This is a genomic window from Citricoccus sp. NPDC079358, assembly GCF_040702545.1.
Classification (GTDB): domain Bacteria; phylum Actinomycetota; class Actinomycetes; order Actinomycetales; family Micrococcaceae; genus Citricoccus.
The window spans coordinates 73,452-90,646 of record NZ_JBFBLI010000013.1 but is presented as its reverse complement, the minus strand read 5'-3'; the positions used below and the strand labels follow the sequence as shown (position 1 = coordinate 90,646).

14 protein-coding genes and 1 tRNA gene are annotated in these 17,195 nt (G+C 69.1%); 10 read left to right on the top strand and 5 right to left on the bottom strand.

Annotation, left to right across the window (positions count from 1 at the left end; translation table 11 throughout):
* The first annotated feature begins 184 nt into the window (after nt 1-184).
* The 7 genes from AB0333_RS14540 to AB0333_RS14510 all read left to right on the top strand — a co-directional run bounded on the left by AB0333_RS14540 (nt 185) and on the right by AB0333_RS14510 (nt 7,760).
* Nucleotides 185-260 (top strand) — tRNA-Ala (locus AB0333_RS14540).
* Nucleotides 261-460: 200 nt separating this feature from the next.
* Nucleotides 461-2,155 carry a ribonuclease J gene (locus tag AB0333_RS14535; RefSeq protein WP_366219411.1) on the top strand — a complete coding sequence of 565 codons (1,695 nt, stop codon included), beginning with the start codon at nt 461-463 and terminating at the stop codon, nt 2,153-2,155.
* 22 nt (nt 2,156-2,177) lie between these two features.
* Entirely contained in the window at nt 2,178-4,010 is a 1,833-nt protein-coding gene (gene glsA, locus AB0333_RS14530; protein WP_366219409.1) for a glutaminase A, read from the top strand.
* A gap of 69 nt (nt 4,011-4,079) precedes the next feature.
* Complete coding sequence (locus tag AB0333_RS14525; RefSeq protein ID WP_188806807.1) at nt 4,080-4,724, top strand: ABC transporter permease; 645 nt, start codon at nt 4,080-4,082, stop codon at nt 4,722-4,724.
* On the top strand, nt 4,721-5,923 hold the full coding sequence (locus tag AB0333_RS14520) for an ABC transporter ATP-binding protein (RefSeq protein WP_366219408.1): 1,203 nt from the start codon (nt 4,721-4,723) through the stop codon (nt 5,921-5,923). Before AB0333_RS14525 ends, AB0333_RS14520 begins: the two co-directional genes overlap by 4 nt.
* A complete protein-coding gene (locus AB0333_RS14515; RefSeq protein ID WP_366219407.1) occupies nt 5,920-6,729 on the top strand; it encodes an ABC transporter permease in 810 nt (269 codons plus the stop codon). The genes AB0333_RS14520 and AB0333_RS14515 overlap by 4 nt, the downstream gene beginning before the upstream one ends.
* 80 nt (nt 6,730-6,809) lie before the next feature.
* Nucleotides 6,810-7,760: a glycine betaine ABC transporter substrate-binding protein gene (locus tag AB0333_RS14510; protein WP_366219406.1), complete on the top strand. Its 951-nt coding sequence runs from the start codon at nt 6,810-6,812 to the stop codon at nt 7,758-7,760.
* Nucleotides 7,761-7,813: 53 nt separating this feature from the next.
* Here the strand turns inward: AB0333_RS14510 and AB0333_RS14505 are convergent, their stop codons facing one another.
* The gene (locus AB0333_RS14505) at nt 7,814-9,337 is read right to left on the bottom strand and encodes an asparagine synthase-related protein (protein ID WP_366219404.1); all 1,524 of its coding nucleotides are present in this window, start codon (nt 9,335-9,337) and stop codon (nt 7,814-7,816) included.
* Between the two features lie 66 nt (nt 9,338-9,403).
* Nucleotides 9,404-11,653 carry an RNA polymerase recycling motor ATPase HelR gene (gene helR / locus AB0333_RS14500; RefSeq protein WP_366219403.1) on the bottom strand — a complete coding sequence of 750 codons (2,250 nt, stop codon included), beginning with the start codon at nt 11,651-11,653 and terminating at the stop codon, nt 9,404-9,406.
* A 134-nt stretch (nt 11,654-11,787) separates the two neighbouring features.
* Here helR and AB0333_RS14495 point away from each other — a divergent pair, with 134 nt between their 5' ends.
* The 3 genes from AB0333_RS14495 (at nt 11,788) to AB0333_RS14485 (ending at nt 14,050) form a co-directional block, all read left to right on the top strand.
* Nucleotides 11,788-12,180 (top strand): MmcQ/YjbR family DNA-binding protein, encoded by a 393-nt coding sequence (locus AB0333_RS14495; protein ID WP_366219402.1) that lies wholly within the window; start codon nt 11,788-11,790, stop codon nt 12,178-12,180.
* A gap of 17 nt (nt 12,181-12,197) precedes the next feature.
* Nucleotides 12,198-12,788, top strand: a complete 591-nt coding sequence (locus tag AB0333_RS14490; protein ID WP_366219401.1) for a TIGR03086 family metal-binding protein — start codon at nt 12,198-12,200, stop codon at nt 12,786-12,788.
* 110 nt (nt 12,789-12,898) lie between these two features.
* Nucleotides 12,899-14,050 (top strand): N(5)-(carboxyethyl)ornithine synthase, encoded by a 1,152-nt coding sequence (locus AB0333_RS14485; protein ID WP_366219400.1) that lies wholly within the window; start codon nt 12,899-12,901, stop codon nt 14,048-14,050.
* Between the two features lie 27 nt (nt 14,051-14,077).
* Here AB0333_RS14485 and AB0333_RS14480 read toward each other — a convergent pair whose 3' ends face one another.
* Genes AB0333_RS14480 through AB0333_RS14470 form a run of 3 tightly spaced genes read right to left on the bottom strand, consistent with a single transcriptional unit; the run spans nt 14,078 to nt 17,150 of the window.
* On the bottom strand, nt 14,078-14,755 hold the full coding sequence (locus tag AB0333_RS14480) for a DUF6320 domain-containing protein (protein WP_366219398.1): 678 nt from the start codon (nt 14,753-14,755) through the stop codon (nt 14,078-14,080).
* Complete coding sequence (locus AB0333_RS14475; RefSeq protein ID WP_366219397.1) at nt 14,752-16,152, bottom strand: alcohol acetyltransferase; 1,401 nt, start codon at nt 16,150-16,152, stop codon at nt 14,752-14,754. Before AB0333_RS14475 ends, AB0333_RS14480 begins: the two co-directional genes overlap by 4 nt.
* Complete coding sequence (locus AB0333_RS14470; protein ID WP_366219396.1) at nt 16,149-17,150, bottom strand: alpha/beta hydrolase; 1,002 nt, start codon at nt 17,148-17,150, stop codon at nt 16,149-16,151. The genes AB0333_RS14475 and AB0333_RS14470 overlap by 4 nt, the downstream gene beginning before the upstream one ends.
* Between the last annotated feature and the right edge of the window lie 45 nt (nt 17,151-17,195).

Genomic DNA, 17,195 nt, shown 5'->3' with positions numbered 1-17,195 from the left:
TAAACACCGGATTAACAGGAGTTCTCCGTCATTAAAAGCCGCCACGCCGGGCGCGAGCCGCTACCTCACCAGCCCCCGACTTTGAAAAGACCCTGTTCGATTTGCGGAGCGCGCGAGGTGCTGTGTATATTTATGGAGTTGCTTCGGACGGAACGGAAACGAGAAGTCCGGAAACAACGCATCTGGGGGTATGGCGCAGTTGGTAGCGCGTCTCCATGGCATGGAGAAGGTCAGGGGTTCGAATCCCCTTACCTCCACCAGATGAAAAGCCCTTGTTCTTCCGAACAAGGGCTTTTTCTGTGCCCCCGAGCGCGGTCCACCCCGCATCGGGGCACCGGAGTACCACTGTGAGGGGTAGCATGGGGAGTTGATCTCCCTGTAGCGGTCCGCGTTCATGCCGGTTCCGTGCAGTCGGCATGGTCCCCCAGTCTTGAAACAATCCCGATGAAAGCGTGATCCTTTGGCCCGTTCGCCCCGTTCGCCCCGCAAGTCCAAGTCCCCGTCCGGCGTTCCTTCCGGGGGGCTGCGGGTCACGCCGCTGGGAGGCCTCGGCGAAGTCGGGCGCAATATGACCGTCTTCGAGTACAACGGCAAACTGTTGATCGTCGACTGCGGTGTGCTGTTCCCCGAGGAGCACCAGCCGGGTATCGACGTCATCCTGCCGGACTTCACCTCCCTGCAGGGTCGCTGGGATGACATCGTGGGCATCGTCCTGACCCACGGCCACGAGGACCACATCGGTGGCGTGCCCTACCTGCTCAAGGAACGCCCGAACATCCCCCTGATCGGCTCCCAGCTGACGCTGGCCTTCATCACCGCCAAGCTCACCGAGCACAAGATCACCCCGGTGACGGTGCACGTGGAGGCCGAGGACATCCACCAGTCCGGGCCCTTCGAACTCGAGTTCGTGGCCGTGAACCACTCCATCCCGGACGCGCTGGCCGTGGCCATCCGCACCCCGGCCGGCCTGGTCCTGCACACCGGTGACTTCAAGATGGACCAGTTCCCGCTGGACGGACGGATCACGGACCTGCGGCACTTCGCCCGTCTGGGTGAGGAGGGCGTGGACCTGTTCCTCACCGACTCCACCAACGCCGAGGTCCCCGGCTTCACCATCTCCGAGCGTGAGCTGACCCCGGCGATCGACCAGGTCTTCGCCACCGCGCCGAAGCGGATCATCGTCTCCAGCTTCGCCAGCCACGTGCACCGGATCCAGCAGGTCCTGGACTCCGCCCATGCGCACGGCCGCAAGGTGGCGTTCGTGGGGCGGTCCATGGTCAAGAACATGGGCATCGCCCGTGAGCTCGAATACCTGAAGATCCCGCGCGGGCTGGTGGTGGACTTCAAGAAGCTGCAGTCCATGCCGGACAACAAGGTCACGCTCATCTGCACCGGCTCCCAGGGTGAGCCGCTGGCCGCGCTGTCCCGGATGGCCAACGGCACCCACCAGATCCGGCTCGGCGCCGATGACACGGTGCTGATGGCCAGCTCGCTGATCCCGGGGAACGAGAACGCCATCTACGGCATCATCAACAAGTTCACGGACCTCGGGGTCAAGGTGGTGCACAAGGGCAACGCCAAGGTGCACGTCTCCGGACACGCCTCCGCTGGCGAGCTCGTCTACTGCTACAACATCGTCCAGCCCACGCACGTCATGCCCGTCCACGGCGAGTCCAAGCACCTGCACGCCAACGCGGAGCTCGCCGTCAAGACCGGCATCGCCCCGGAGCGCGTGCTGGTCGTCAAGGACGGCACCACCGTGGACCTGGTCAACGGCAAGGCGGCCGTGTCCGGCCAGGTCGAGGCCGGCCTGGTCTATGTGGACGGCCATACCGTCGGCAAGGTCACCGAGGAGACCCTGAAGGAGCGCACGTCACTGCAGGAAGGCGGCGCCGTGACGGTCGTGGCCCTCGTGGACGCGGACACCAACCAGCTCGCCGAGCCGCTCGAGTTCGTCACCAAGGGCTTCATCCAGGACAAGGTGATTTTCGACGGCGCGGCCAAGAAGGTCTCGATCGCGCTGTCGAAGCCGTCCGTGTCCGAGATCGACGACCTCGACCAGCTCGAGCAGCTGATCGGCGACACCGTGGCCCGCCACCTGGACCGTGCCTACCGTCGCGCCCCCGTCCTGACGGTCGTCGTCATCGACTCCTGACCCGAGCTATTACGGTTGGGGCATGGAATCGCCCATCCAGGAGTACCTCGAGTCGCTGCTCGCTGACGTCCAGCGTCTGCGCGGGGGAGAGCCGTACCTGGTGCATCCCCCGGGGCGGGAACCGAATCCGGAGGACTTCGGCATCTGCCTGGCCACCGTGGACGGCCGGGTCTACTCGGTCGGGGTCGCCGACCAGGAGTTCTCGATCCAGTCGATCTCCAAGCCGTTCAGCTACGGACTCGCCCTGGCGGACTATGGCTTCGAGGCCGTGGACGAGAAGGTGGACGTGGAACCCTCCGGGGACCCGTTCAACCAGATCTCCCTGGCCCCGGTGACGGGCCGGCCGCCGAACGCCATGGTGAATGCCGGGGCGCTGGCGGTGGCCTCGATGATCCGGGGCGGCGGCGGCAAGTCCGCCGTGCGCCGGATCGTGGACACCTACTCCCGGTTCGCCGGGCGGGACCTGTCCAGCAGCCGTGGGGTCTTCGACGTGGAGATCCGGCACAGCGACCGCAACCATGCGCTGGCCTACCTGCTCAGCTCCGTCGAGGTCATCGAGAACGATCCCAGCCGCGCGTTGGAGAACTACCTGCGCCAGTGCTCGGTCCAGGTCACCTGCCGGGACCTGGCCCTGATGGCGGCCACCCTGGCCAACGGGGGCACGCAGCCGGTCAGCGGCGAACAGGTCTTCGAGATCGACGTGGTGGAACGGGTCCTGTCCGTCATGATGACCTCCGGCATGTACGACGACGCCGGCGCCTGGGTCAGCAGCGTCGGCATGCCGGCGAAGTCCGGGGTGGGCGGCGGCACGCTGGCCGTGCTGCCCGGGCAGGCCGGCCTGGCCGTCTTCTCGCCCCCGCTGGACGGGCACGGCAACAGCGTCCGAGGGCTGGAGACCTGCCGCCGGGTGTCGAAGGACATGGAGATGCACTTCGTGCGCGCCGCCCGCAGCGGGCGGTCGGCGGTCAAGGACACCATGGAGATCTCCCGCTTCCCCTCGCGCGTGCGGCGCACGGAGGAGGAGGCCGAGGTACTGGAGCGCTACGGAGACCGGGCCCGCATCATCGAGGTGACCGGCGACCTCTTCTTCGCCGGCACCGAATCGCTGGTCCGCGCGGTCAGCGAACTGGAGGACGGCGTCGTGTTCGTGGTCCTGGACCTCCGGCAGGTGTACGACGCCGGCCGGCTCGCCCGGCAGATGATCACCGGCCTCCAACGGCAGCTGGCCGCCGCCGGCCGGGAGCTCGTCCTCGTCACCGGCGAGGAGGCACCGGCCCTCATCGTCCAGCCCGACGCCGGCCCCGAGGAGCACGCCACCCCGGTGCCGGTCTTCCAGGGCCTCGGTGAGGCGGTCGAGCACTGCGAGGACGCCCTGCTGCAACGCTACGGTGCGCCGATCTCGGCCACGGAACGGGTCCCGGTGACCGAGTCTCCGGCCCTCGACCTCCTGGAGGAGGCTGATCGCGAACGGCTGGCCGCCCTGATGGAGCCCCGATTCCACGAGGACGGGGACGTCATCCGCCGGGTCGGGCAGCGTTTCGGCGGCGTGCACTTCATCGTCTCCGGACAGATCAACACCATCGCCACGAATCCGCTGGGTGAGCGGGTGAGGTTGAATACGCTGGGGGCCGGGATGACGTTCGGCGAGCTGGCCCTCGGGACCGCGGACCGGCAGGAGACCACCGAGAAGGCCGTCGGCGAGGTCGAGCTCATGGTCCTCACCCCGGAGGCGATCGAGGTGCTGGAACAGGACGATCCGGCGCTGGCGCTGCACCTCTGGCGCGCCCTGACCCGGGACGCCTACTCGCTGGTGGATCGCTACCTGCGCGAGGCCGCCGTCCGCCTGACCTACTGAGACCTCACCGTGGAAAGTCGCTGAACTATAGTCGTCATCAGGCATTATTCGTCTCGGAAGGGGGCCGCCGTGGAATTCCTCGAGTTCCTGGGGAACCGGGCAGACGACCTGCTCGAGATGGGTCTGGCACACGCCGCGATCGTCGGTGCAGCAGTCCTCATCGCCACCGTCATCGGCGTGGCCCTGGGCATCGCCACCTATCGCACGGAGCGTCCGCGGGAGTTCGTGCTCGCGATCACCGGTACGTTCCTGACCATTCCGTCCTTCGCCCTGTTCATCCTGCTGCTGGGACCCCTCGGGCTCGGCTGGCCGCCCGTGCTGTTCGCGCTGGTGCTGTACGGGCTGCTGCCGGTGGTGCGCAACACGATCACGGGGCTGCGGGAAGTCGACCCGGCCGTCATCGAATCAGCCCAGGGCATGGGCCTGAACCGGCGGCAACGCCTGCTGCGCATCGAACTGCCATTGGCCTGGCCCGTGGTCATCACCGGCGTCCGGGTCACCACCCTCGTGCTGCTGGGCATCGCGGCCATCGGCGCGGTGGTCAACGGACCGGGCTACGGCGAGATGATCTTCACGGGGCTGGCCCGGGTGGGGACCCCCGTGGCCGTGAACATGGTGCTGGCCGGCACCCTCGGCGTGATCGTGCTGGCCGTCCTGTTCGACCTGATCTTCTACACCGTCCAGCGACTGACTACTTCGCGAGGTATCCGATGACCCAGACACCGCAGACCGCACCGGAACCCGAGGTCATGATCCGCCTCGAGAACCTGACCAAGCGCTTCCCCGGGACGCAGCGCAACGCCGTGGACGGACTCACCCTGGACATCCACGCCGGCGAGATCGTGGTCCTCGTGGGTCCCTCGGGCTGCGGCAAGACCACCACCATGAAGATGATCAACCGGATCATCGAGCCGACCTCCGGCCGGATCATCCTCGGCGGCGAGGACGTCACCACCACGAATGCGGACCAGTTGCGCCGGAGGATCGGCTACGTCATCCAGCAGACGGGTCTGTTCCCGCATCTCACGATCGGCGAGAACGTGGCCACGGTGCCGAAGCTGCTGGGCTGGGACGCCGCCCGCATCCGGTCCCGGGTGGATGAGCTGCTGAGCATGGTCAACATGGACCCGGAGGAGTACCGCGGCCGCTATCCGAAGCAGCTCTCCGGCGGGCAGCAGCAGCGCGTCGGGGTCGCCCGGGCCCTCGGCGGCGACCCGCAGGTCATGCTCATGGACGAGCCCTTCGGGGCGATCGACCCCATCACCCGCGAACGCCTCCAGAACGAGTTCCTCCGCCTCCAGTCCGAGGTGCGCAAGACCATCGTGTTCGTCACCCATGACATCGATGAGGCCATCAAGATGGGGGACCGGATCGCGATCCTGCAGGAGGGGTCCTCGATCGCCCAGTACGACACCCCGGAGAAGATCCTCACCGCCCCGGCCAACGACTTCGTCCGTGACTTCATCGGTGGGGGCGCCTCGCTGAAGCGACTGAGCCTCTCCCGGGTCCGGGACATCGACCTCGCGCCGTGGCCCACGGTGTCCGCAGCGGACTCCGTGGAACAGGCACACCGGGTGCTGCGCGAATCCGACCACAGCGCGGTCCTCGTGCTGGACACGGAGGGACGCCCCGCCCGCTGGGTCGGTGCCGACGATCTGCGACGGGGCGAGGGCCAGTCCCTGGACCACATCGGTACCGTGCCCCAGGCCGTCGTGGAGTCACGGGCCACCCTGAGTGACGCGCTCAACGAACTCATCGCGGCCCGCTACGCCGTCACCGTGGTGGTGGATCAGGACGGTCGGCACCTGGGTGTGGTGGACATCGAGCAGATCAACGAAGCCATCCGCTCCATGCGCCACTCCGCCGTCGCCGAGGCCCGCACCGAGTTCGCGGACGGGAGGACGACGCCATGAGCACGGACACCCCCGCCGGGGTCCGGGACGCCGACGTCCTCACCCAGACCCCGCCCTCCGCCGCCCGCCGCGGATGGGTGGGTTACCTGACCATGCCCCTCATCCTGGCCGCCGTCCTGGTCTCCCTGTACCTCTACGTCAGCGGCCAGGAGCTTGATTCGATCGAGGCGCGCTCCCTCAACGCCGCCGCACTGTCCACGGCCGTGGGGGAGCACGTGGCCCTCACCGCGGTGTCCACCGTGATCACGCTCCTGATCGCTGTCCCCCTGGGCATCCTGCTGACCCGGCCCTTCACCCGCCGGATCCGTCCGTTCATCATCACCCTCCTGACCTTGGGCCAGGCGGTGCCGACGATCTCCGTCCTCGTGCTGCTGGCCGTGATGTTCCTGTTCCTCGGCTTCCAGGCCGCGATCGTCGGCCTGGTGCTCTACGCGATCATCCCGGTGCTGCTGAACACCATGGTCGGACTGGAACAGGTGGACGAGAACGTGCTGGAGGCCGGGCGGGGCATGGGCCTGTCCCGGTTCCAGGTCCTGCGTCGCCTGGAGCTGCCCTTGGCCGTCCCGGTGATCCTGGCGGGCGTCCGCACCGCCCTGGTGATCAACGTGGGCACGGCAACGCTGGCGACCTACATCAACGGCGGTGGTCTGGGCGACGTCATCATGGCCGGATTGTCCACCAACCGGGTCCTGGTGCAGGTGGTCGGTGCCGTGCTGACCTCCGTGCTGGCCCTGCTCATCGACTACCTCGCCGGCCTGGCCGAGAACCTGCTGCAGCCCAAGGGGCTCCGGTCCGGCCGGGCCTGAAGGAACGCACCGTGAACGCATCCTGATCGCACCCTGATCGCACCGATCACCCGGTGATCGCACTGAAATGAGGAACTGACATGAAAAACGCAACGACTCGCAAGACCACGCTCGGCGGCATCGGCCTGACGGCGGTGGCCGCGTTGCTGCTGACCGGCTGCGGCGGCGGCGACGGAGGCGGGGACAGCGCCAACGCCGGCACACTGGACGGGGCCGAGCTCACCGCGGGCTCCAAGGAATTCACCGAGTCCGTCGTCCTGTCCCAGATCACCGCCCTCGCCCTGGAGGACGCGGGGGCCAGCATCGAGGACCAGACCGGGATCTCGGGCAGCGCCACCGTCCGCGAGGCGTTGGAGACGGACGAGATCGACTTCTACTGGGACTACACCGGCACCGGCTGGGTCAACATCCTCGGGAACACCACCGAGGACGTGCCCGAGGACCTGTTCGCGGCCGTCTCAGAGGCGGACGCGGAGAACGGCATCGCCTGGCTGGACGCGGCCCCGTTCGAGAACACGTACCGCATCGCCGTCAAGCAGGAATTCGCCGACGAGAACTCCCTGGTCACGCAGTCCGATGCGGCGGAGTTCATCCAGGCGAACCCGGACCAGGCGCGGGTCTGTGCGGCCAGCGAGTTCATCAACCGCGATGACGGGCTGCCCGGGCTGCAGGAGGCCTACGGCTTCGAGTTCTCCGAGATCGTGGAGCTCGAATTGAACCTGATCTACACCCAGGTCGGGGACACCTGCGAGTTCGGTGAGGTGTTCTCCACCGACGCCCGGATCGCGTCGAACGACATGGTGGCCCTGGAGGATGACCAGGAGTTCTTCGTCGAGTACCAGGGTGCCATGACCCTGCGCCAGGAGACCCTGGACGAGTACCCGGCCATCGCCGAGATCATGGCCCCGATCTCGGAGAAGCTCACCAACGAGACCATGATGGAGCTCAACGGCAAGGTCGACACCGACGGTGAGGACCCGCGGGACGTCGCCGAGGAGTGGCTCCAGGACCAGGGCCTCCTCGGCGGCTGACGGCCCCTGTCACTGACCGCACCGCCCCTCTCGTCGGCCGGTTCCCGGGCCGTTCAGGCCTCCGGGAACCGGCCGACGGTTTCTTGGGCGTTGACGCCGCGCAGGACGGCCTCGAACATCCGGTAGTAGGCCAGTTCCTCCCGGGTGCGCACCGGAGGGGTGAGGACCTTCGCCTCGGCCGCCAGGTCGTCGTCGCTGACGGACTGGCTGAAGTGCTCGGCCAGGACGTCGTTCATGCCGGTGCCCTCGCCGAACTGCTCCTTGCGGCGCCACAACACCTCGTCCGGCAGCCACCCGTCGAAGGCCCTCCGCAGCAACCATTTGGCGGGCCGGTCCCGGCTCACGAGCTTCCACTCCGGAGGCAGGGCCATCGCCAGCTCCACCATGTCCAGGTCCAGGAACGGCAGGCGGGGTTCCACCCCGAGCGCCCCGGCCACTCGGTCCACCCGTTGCAGTCCGCCGATATGCATGCCCTGCAGGGTCTCCAGCAGTTCCGCATGCAGTGCGGATCCGTCACGATGACGCCCGTAGTGGGTGTAACCGGCGAAGAGCTCGTCGGCGCCCTCGCCCACGAGGACGATCTTGACGTGCAGGGACGCCAGCCGGGACACGAAGTAGTTGGGCACCGCCGAATGCACGAGCTTCGGATCGAAGGACTCGAGTCCGGCGACGACCTCGGGCACCGCCTCGATGGCGTCCTGGGCGGTGTAGACCAGCTCGTGGTGGTCCGTGCCGCAATGCTCGGCCACGATCCGGGCCGCCGCGAGGTCTCCGCTGCCCTCGAGCCCGACGGCGAAGGTCTTCAGGGGTGCCGACGTCCAGTCGCCGCGCCGGGCGGCGATGGCCGTGATGATGCTGGAGTCCACGCCCCCGGACAACAGCACCCCGGGACGCTGCCGGTTGCCCAGACTGCGGTCCACGGCCCGGATCAGGGTCTCGCGCAGGGCATCGAATACCCAGGCCGGGGGCTCGTCGTCCGCGGACCGGCTCTGCAGGAGCACCGGCGTGGTGCCGGGGAAGCGCCGGATGGGCTTGAGCCCCTCCTGCGGGGTCCAGCAGTGTCCGGGCGGGAAGGGCCGCACCGCGGGGCGCTGATCCTCGTCGAAGGCCTTCAGCTCGGAGGCGAACACCACCGTCTCGCCCTCGTGCACCCAGTACAGCGGGGCCAGCCCGAGGATGTCACGGGCCGCGGCGAACCGGCCGTCCGCGCCGGCGACCACGAGGGCGAAGGGGCCCCACAGGTGTTCGAAGGCCTCGGAGCCATACTCCTCGACGAGGACGATCGTGGCCTCCAGGTCCGAGTCGGTGCGGAATCGCCCGTCACCCAGCCGCTCGCGGATCCGGCGGTGGTTGTGGATCATGCCGTCTCCGACGACCCAGAGTCCGCCGTCCCGTCCGCCGGACAGCGGCTGGTCACCGGAGACCGGATCGACGATGGACAGATACCTGCTGCCGAGCCAGGACCGGCCCAGTTCCCGGCTGCCCGCCCCGTCCGGGCCGCGGTGGGCCAACCGGTCCAGCATCCGCTGACCGCGGCGGGGATCGAAGGAACCGTGGGCTGCGACTACCCCTGACATGGACATCCACCCCTGATCGAGACAACCGGTACGTCTGGTTTCCAGCCTAGTCTTCCAGGACCGCCCTCAGTCCTCCAGGATCACCAGCTGCCGGGTGGCGCGGCTCATGGCCACGTACCGGTCCACCGCACCCTCGATCCCGGTACCGAAGTCCTGCGGGTCGACCAGGACCACCAGGTCGAACTCGAGCCCTTTGGCCAGGGCGGGCGTCAGGGACCGCACCCGGTCCCGCCCCGCCATCGGCACGCAGCTCAGCGCCGCACCGGCCGCGGCGGTCCCGTCCACACTGATCACGACGGCGGTGCCCTCACCCTGGTCGTGCTCCTCCAGCCAGGCGTCCAGCACCTCGTCCAGCTCGTCCACAGTGCCGTGGCGCACCGCGATCCCCGAGGCCCGGACCGAGGTCGGCACGTTGGCATCCGGGATCGCGGCACGGATCACGGGGGCGGCCTCGGCCATGACCTCCTCGGGCGTGCGGTAGTTGATCGTGAGCGTGGCGATCTCCACCGGTCCGACCCCGACGCGCTCCAGCCGCTGCCGCCAGCTCTCGGTGAACCCCCGCCGGGCCTGGGCGCGGTCTCCGACGATGGTGAGGCTCCGGGACGGGCACCGGTCCAGCAGCATCTGCCACTCGGCGTCGGTCAGCTCCTGTGCCTCGTCCACCACGATGTGCTCGAAGGGCCCGGCCAGCGGGTCACGGACTACCGCCGGCACATCGTCGTCGACGAGCTGGTCCCGGATGTCCTCGGTCGTCAGGGAGGTCATCTCCAGCAGGTCCGAGTCGTCGGCGGCCACCAGCTCGTCGATCACCCGGTCCATGGCAGCCTGGTGCCGCTCGCGTGCCCGGTCGCGGGCCCGGCGTTTCGAGGCGGTGTCCGGATCGCCGATGCGGCGGCGGGCCGCATCCAGGATCGGCAGGTCGGACCGGGTCCACGCCTGAGGGTCCGCGCGCTGCAGGATCCGCACCTCGGCCGGCTCCAGGGTTGGCGCGCACCGGGACAGATAGGCGGGCACCGTGAACAGATCCCCGACGATCTCCTCGGCACGCAGCACGGGCCAGGCGCGGGCGAAGGCCTCCCGTAGCCCACGGTTCGCCTCGAAGGACCGGTACAGCTGTTCGGTGGACGGTGCGCCGTTCTCCTCGTCCAGCGCGGCGTCCGGATCTGTCGCGGCGCTGTGGGCCTCCGCCAGGATCTGGAGCAGCGCCGTCCAGACGTCCTCTCGCGCCTCGTTGTGGGGTGTGCCGGAGTCGGGGGTGCTGAAGGCCTCGGCCCAGTCCTCGGGGGACAACCAGACCTCGTCCCACGGCGTCTCCACCAGCAGGGCCTCGGCCGGTGGCTCCTCGTACAGCCGGACCGCCGGCTCCACGGCGTCCACCAGGTCGCGCCTGGCCTTCAGATCGGCGACGCGCGGATCCGCCTCGGCGGGAGCCGTGGCTCCCTCCGGGAGCAGCCCGCGCACCGTCGTCGTGAGCACCCCGTCCTCGCCGAGCGAGGGCAGCACGTCGGCGACATAGGCCAGGTAGTGCTCGTGGGGGCCCACCACGAGCACTCCGCCACGGTGGCGCCGCAGCCGCTCGTCGGCGTAGAGCAGGTGTGCCGTGCGGTGCAGGGCGACGACGGTCTTGCCGGTGCCCGGGCCGCCGTCGACCACCAGCGCGCCGCGTGCGCCGGCGCGGATGATCGCGTCCTGGTCCGCCTGGAGGGTGCCGAGCACGTCCCGCATCCGCCCCGTCCGGTGGGCACCGAGGCTGGCGAGGAAGGCGGACTGGTCGTCGAGCGCGGCGTGGGCCAGCCGTCCTTCGGAGAGTCCCACCGTGGTGAAGACCTCGTCCCAGTAGTCGGTGATGTGCCCGCGGCTCCACCGGTAGCGGCGGCGGCTGGCCAGGCCGAGGGGATGGGCGTGGGTGGCGGCGAAGAACGGCTCAGCCGCGGGGGAGCGCCAGTCGAGGAGCAGACGGTGACCGACACCGTCGGTCAGGCCGGTGCGGCCCACGTAGACGGTGGTGCCGCTGTCGTCGGAGGACACCATCCGTCCGAGCACCAGGTCACGGCCGAACCGCTGGAGCAGGAGCAGTCGGGAGGAGAGCCGGCGGATCTCGGCGTCCCGCTCCAGGGCGTACTCGCCGCTGCCACGGGGCTGCCGGCGTAGGGTGTCGAGGCGGCGGCCGTCCTCAGCACGACGACGGTCGAGGGTGGCGGCGATGGCCGCGACGTGGGCGTCGTCGTCGGCTACCAGGCCCGGATCTGCCTTGGCAGAGAGGTGTTCCGGCAGGGCGAAGGCTGAAGTGCTGGTGCGGTGGTGGTCCGTGGTCATGGGGTGGCTCCGATCCGAATCGAGCCATGATTCTGGCAGCACCGGGGGGCCTTGCGGCAAGGCCCCCGCTCGGGCATAGTCTGAAGATGGCGGAGGGGATTCGACCCCCGTCGAGCACCGGGGGAACGGACACCATGAACGGAACCACAGTGCACCGGATCGCCCGGGAGACGGCCCTCCAATTCCCCGCCGTCACCGTGGACCAGCCCTTCGGCCCGGACAACGACGTGTTCAAGGTCAAAGGCCGGATGTTCATGTTCCTGGCCGAGCTGGACGGCGAGCCGATCGTCAACCTCAAGGTGGAGCCCGAGGACTCCGGCGCCCTGCGCCAGGCACATCCCGAGATCACTCCCGGGTACCACATGAACAAGAAGCACTGGATCACCGTGACCGGCGGGGACACCATCTCCGGCGGACTGGTCCGGGAACTCGTGCTCGATTCCTACCGACTGGTGGTGGAGAAGCTGCCACGGCACGCCCGCCCAGTGGACCCCGAGACCTTCGGCAGCACCACACCGGCCCGTTAGCGAGAGAGGGACCCACCATGACCAGCATCGACCTCACCGAGAGCACACGGAGGGTGGCGGCCGTGGTGCGAGGCATCGAGGACGCGCACCACTATGCCCCCACGCCGTGCCCCCAGATGCCCGTCCACCTGCTCCTGGCCCATCTGCACGGCCTGGCCATCGCCTTCCGTGACGCCGCCCGCAAGATCGATGGACCGACCACCCACACGGCCCCGGACCCGTCGCGGCTGGAACTTCCCGAGGACTGGCGGGAAGCCCTGCCGGCCGAGTTGGAGAACCTCGCCGCCGCCTGGAACGAGACCGGGGCACGCACCGGAACGACGACGGCCGGAGCGCAGACCATGCCGGCCGAGGTTGCGGTGCTCGTCGCCCTGGACGAGGTCGTGCTGCACGGCTGGGACCTGGCGGTGGCCACCGGTCAGGACTATGCGGTGGAGCAACAGGTCCTGGACGCCGTCGAGCAATTCTGTGCCGGGATCCCGGAGGAGCCGGGCGAACGGGAGGGGCTCTTCGGCCCCCGGGTCCCCGTGCCGGCGGACGCCCCCCAGCTGAACCAGGTACTGGGACTGTCCGGCCGCGATCCCGCGTGGCGGCCGCCGGACCACTGATCCGCGCGGCCGTCACCCACACCCCTGTCGCCCGCTCGCTGCTGGAACACCGGGCCGGTATAGCCTGAGGTGTGCGGTGCCACTGCGGCACCCCAGAACGGACGTGCACCATGGCACCATCGAATCATCCTGTCCTCGGCGTGTTAGGGACCACCCGGAAGACCGCCGAGTTCCGCGTGCCCCTGCACCCGGACCACTTGCAACGCATCGATCCCGCCCTACGGAGCAGGATGGTCCTGGAGGAGGGCTACGGCGAGCGGTTCGGCTACTCGGACGCGAACCTTGCTGAGCTCGTGGGCGCGGTGGCTGACCGACCGGCGGTCATCGCCGCCGCCGACACCGTGTTGCTGGCCAAGCCGCAGGCGGCCGACCTGGCTGAACTGCGGGACGGTCAGACGCTCTGGGGATGGCCGCATTGCGTGCAGGACCGCGGACTCACCCAGCAGGCCATCGACCGGCGGCTGACCCTGATCGCCTTCGAGGCCATGAATCACTGGGCCAGTGACGGCGGCTTCTCACTGCACGTCTTCCATCAGAACAACGAACTGGCCGGGTACTGCTCCGTGCTCCATTCCCTGGCTCTGACCGGTGTCACCGGGGACTACGGCCGCCGGCTCAGTGCCGTGGTGATCGGATTCGGCGCCACGGCGCGGGGAGCCGTCACGGCCCTGAAGGCCCACGGCATCTCAGATGTCCGTGTGCTGACCAACCGTAAGGTCGCCTCTGTCGCCTCGCCCATCCATTCCGCGCAGATGATCCAATTCGACCATGACGGTGGCCCCTATCTCAGTGAGGTCATCACGGAAGACCGCGGACGGGTCCCGCTGGCCCCCTTCCTGGCCGAGAGTGACATCGTCGTCAACTGCACCCTGCAGGACCCCAATGCCGCCCTGCTCTACCTGCGCACCGACGATCTGGAGGCCTTCCGGCCCGGGAGCTTGATCGTGGATGTCTCGTGCGATGAGGGCATGGCGTTCGAGTGGGCGCGTCCCACCACGTTCGCCGACCCGATGTTCACGGTGGGCGGGACCATCGACTACTACGCGGTGGACCACAGCCCCTCGTACCTGTGGAACTCGGCCAGCTGGGAGATCAGCGACGCCCTGGTGCCCTTCCTGGGCATCGTCATGGGCGGGCCCAGCGCCTGGGACGGCAGCGAAACCATCAGCCGGGCCATTGAGATCCGCGACGGAGTCGTCCTCAACCCCGCGATCCTGGAGTTCCAGGGCCGCACGGGGGACTACCCGCATCCGATCGGCTGACCGGACAGCGGACCGCTGGCGCGGGATCTACACGTGCAGCCGCTTGGCGAGTTCGTGTCGGACCTGCCGCCCCCGCCCGAGCTGCAGCAGCACCAGGGCGAGCAGGCTGAGGGCGCCGCAGATCGCCGACGGCAGCGGGGTCGTCACCCAGCCGAAGAGGAGGAATCCGATCGGCGCCAGTCCCAGCAGGACCGTCAGGCCGCTGTAGACGATGTGCTCACCCACCTCGATGCGCATCACCCGGACGGTGATCAGCAGGGCGACGATGGACGAGGCGCAGACGATGGGCACCGCATAGGTCAGCGACCAGCCGAGCCATCCGGTGAGGTAGTCCCAGTACACGCACACCAGACCCACGAGCACCACGAGGTACACGGTGCTCTTGGCGAGGTTGCGCCGCTTGCGCACCGCCATCAGCACCACCAGCCACATCGCGCTGACGCCCAGCCACACGGAGCGCAGGACCCCGATGCCGTCCAGGTCCCGGCTGAACAGCAGTTGGGCCGTGAACGAGGCGAGGATCACCGCGATCGAGGCGAGGAAGAGAGCCCTGAGCACCCGGCGCCGGGAGAACTGGAGGGGCACCGCCGGGATCGGACTCGGGGTGGCCTCGCCCGCGGCTGGGGCCGTGGTGGGGGCTGCGCACAGGGGACAGTGGCCCCAGGCACCCTCGATGTCCACGGAGCATTCCGGGCAGCGCCTCATGGCTCCACCTCGGCTTCCACCCCGGTCTCCACCCACCTGAGTTCCTCCTCGGTGACGCGCGCCGCGGCCACGGACACCGCGATCCCGCGGTCGGTGAGGTGCCGGGCGAATTCCCTGACGTGTCCGGTCTCGGTGAACGGTGAGGAGAAGCTGATGGTGAGCAGCCCGGCGTGGGAGACGGCGCAGAACTGGGGGCGGGCAGCGGAGACGTGGAGCAGCATGCGGCCCACGTGGGAGTCGACCGGATCCGGCAGGCTGACGCGGCCCATGTTGGAGATCGCGACGGTCAGGCCGCGGTTGTTGGCCCGGTTGACCAGCCCCAGGATCAGGTCCTTGAGCGGGCGCGGCACCACGCGCAGCACGGGCGTCCGCTCGAAGCGGATGAAGCGCCGCAGTTTCCTCTCCAGGGCCTCCGGGGTGGCCTTCGGGCGGAACTGGCCCTCGAGCTGACGGGCGACGGAGCCGACGTCGTCCTCGCCCTCGCCGTAGGTGTGCTCCACCCGGACGGCCGCGAAGAAGTTCCGCGCCGACGTCGAGGGGAAGAACTGGCGCAGGTTCACCGGCACCGAGACCGCGAGGGTGCGGTTCCGGCCCAGCCCACCGGAGGACCGGCGGACCGACTCGAAGAAGAGGGCGGTCAGATACATGGTGAGTGAGACGCCCTCGGCCCGGGCCAGGCCCAGCACGTCCCGGGCCGGCAGGGTGAGCTCGACGGCACGGGTGCGGTGGTCCGGCGTGCGGGTGCCCCGGACCCGGTGCACCCGCTTCCGCGCCGGCCGGGCCGCATCGGTGGCGGGCTCCTGGTCCCGGCGGTGCCGGCGGAAGTAATGCGCGAAGCTGTCCGCGGTCAGCTCGTGGACGGGAGCCTCCTGGAGCCGTCCGGCCGGTGCGGTGCCGGTGAGTTCCGCGGCGGGCTGGCTGGCGGCACCAGGATGCGCACCGGCCTCGGGGGCTGTCCCGAGGTCACGGCCCGCCTCCGGGTAGCGCAGTCCGAGGTAGGCGGTCACCAGGTCAGAGAGGAACCACAGCGCCCCGGTGCCGTCGGAGAGGGCGTGGAACACCTCGAGGTTGATCCGCCGGCGGTGATGCAGCACGCGGAACAGCAGGGTGCGCCGGTCCGCCTGATAGATCGGGGCACAGGTGTGCTGGACCTCCGCGCTGACGAGGGGACGCAGGTCGCTGTCCTGCAGGTAGTACCAGAACACGCCGCGTCGCAGCACCGCACGGTAGAGCGGATACCGGTCGTACGTGGCGTCCAGGGCCTCCTGCAGCAGCTGCGGATCCACCTCATGGTCCAGTTCCGCGCTGAGGCGGAACACCTTGGGATCGGCATCGGTCCGCGCCGCCAGGAAGATGTTGGAGGCGTTGTCCAGCCGCACCCAGGTCCGCCCGGTCATGGCGCGTCCTGGAGGCCGGATTGACCGGGCTGACCGGGATGGCCGGCACCGCCGTGCTGCTCACCGACAGGAGAGTCCTCGTCGAGAAAGGCGTTGATCACCTCGTACGCCTCCCGCAGGGAACGGGAGAACCGGGGCAGCGCGATGAACCCGTGCAGCGCCCCGTCCACGCGGTGGACCCGCACCTCGTTTCCGGCCTCCGCCAGGGCCTGGCCGTAGGCTTCGCCCTCATCACAGAGCAGGTCCAGTTCCGCCGTGATCAGCAGGGTCTTCGGCTGTCCGGACAGGTCCGGGGCCATCAGCGGGGCGATCAGAGGGCTGCGGCGTTGCTGATGGTCGGGCACGTACAGGTCGAAGTAGTCCTGGACCTCCGTGGAGGTCAGCCGGTAGTCCTCACCGTGATGGCGCACCGAGGCGAACGGGGAGGTCGCCGGGTCATGGTCCCAGTGGGTCACCGGGTACAGCAGAATCTGCCGGCTGGCCCTGCGATGGCCGAGCTCCCGCAACTTCAGGGAGACGGCGGCCGCCAGGTTGCCACCGGCCGAGTCGCCCACGAGGACGACGTCGGCGGCCGAGTCGATGCCGGCCCGCCGCGGATCCTCCAACACCAGCCGGGCGACCTGAAAACAGTCCTCCAGGCCCGCCGGGAAGGGATGTTCCGGGGCCAGCCGGTAGTCCACGGAGGCCACCACACAGCCGGTGAGGTCGGCCATCGCGGCACAGGCCGGGGTGTAGCTCTCGATGTCACCGGTGACCCAGCCGCCCCCGTGGAAGAAGAGCAGGACCTCGTCCCGCCGTTTCTCCTTCGGCTGGAAGACCCTCACGGGGACCCGGTGGGGCCCCACCTCAGCCGCCGTCTGCCGGTACACGGGCCGGTAGCGAGGTCCCGAGAGCGCCGCCACGTGCTGCTGGAAGCGCCGGACCTTCGCGTAGTCCTCCCGCACGTTGAGCCGTGGTGCGGCGAACAGGCCCAGGACCGAACGGAACAGCCGGTTCACGGGCGGGCGAGGGGTGGTGCGGTGGACGGGTCCATGTGCACCACC

Coding starts and splice junctions, on each gene's coding strand:
- glsA (WP_366219409.1), top strand. CDS start 2,178: ATGGAATCGCCCATCCAGGAGTACCTCGAGTCGCTGCTCGCTGACGTC.
- AB0333_RS14520 (WP_366219408.1), top strand. CDS start 4,721: ATGACCCAGACACCGCAGACCGCACCGGAACCCGAGGTCATGATCCGC.
- AB0333_RS14515 (WP_366219407.1), top strand. CDS start 5,920: ATGAGCACGGACACCCCCGCCGGGGTCCGGGACGCCGACGTCCTCACC.
- AB0333_RS14510 (WP_366219406.1), top strand. CDS start 6,810: ATGAAAAACGCAACGACTCGCAAGACCACGCTCGGCGGCATCGGCCTG.
- AB0333_RS14505 (WP_366219404.1), bottom strand. CDS start 9,337: ATGTCAGGGGTAGTCGCAGCCCACGGTTCCTTCGATCCCCGCCGCGGT.
- helR (WP_366219403.1), bottom strand. CDS start 11,653: ATGACCACGGACCACCACCGCACCAGCACTTCAGCCTTCGCCCTGCCG.
- AB0333_RS14495 (WP_366219402.1), top strand. CDS start 11,788: ATGAACGGAACCACAGTGCACCGGATCGCCCGGGAGACGGCCCTCCAA.
- AB0333_RS14490 (WP_366219401.1), top strand. CDS start 12,198: ATGACCAGCATCGACCTCACCGAGAGCACACGGAGGGTGGCGGCCGTG.
- AB0333_RS14485 (WP_366219400.1), top strand. CDS start 12,899: ATGGCACCATCGAATCATCCTGTCCTCGGCGTGTTAGGGACCACCCGG.
- AB0333_RS14480 (WP_366219398.1), bottom strand. CDS start 14,755: ATGAGGCGCTGCCCGGAATGCTCCGTGGACATCGAGGGTGCCTGGGGC.
- AB0333_RS14475 (WP_366219397.1), bottom strand. CDS start 16,152: ATGACCGGGCGGACCTGGGTGCGGCTGGACAACGCCTCCAACATCTTC.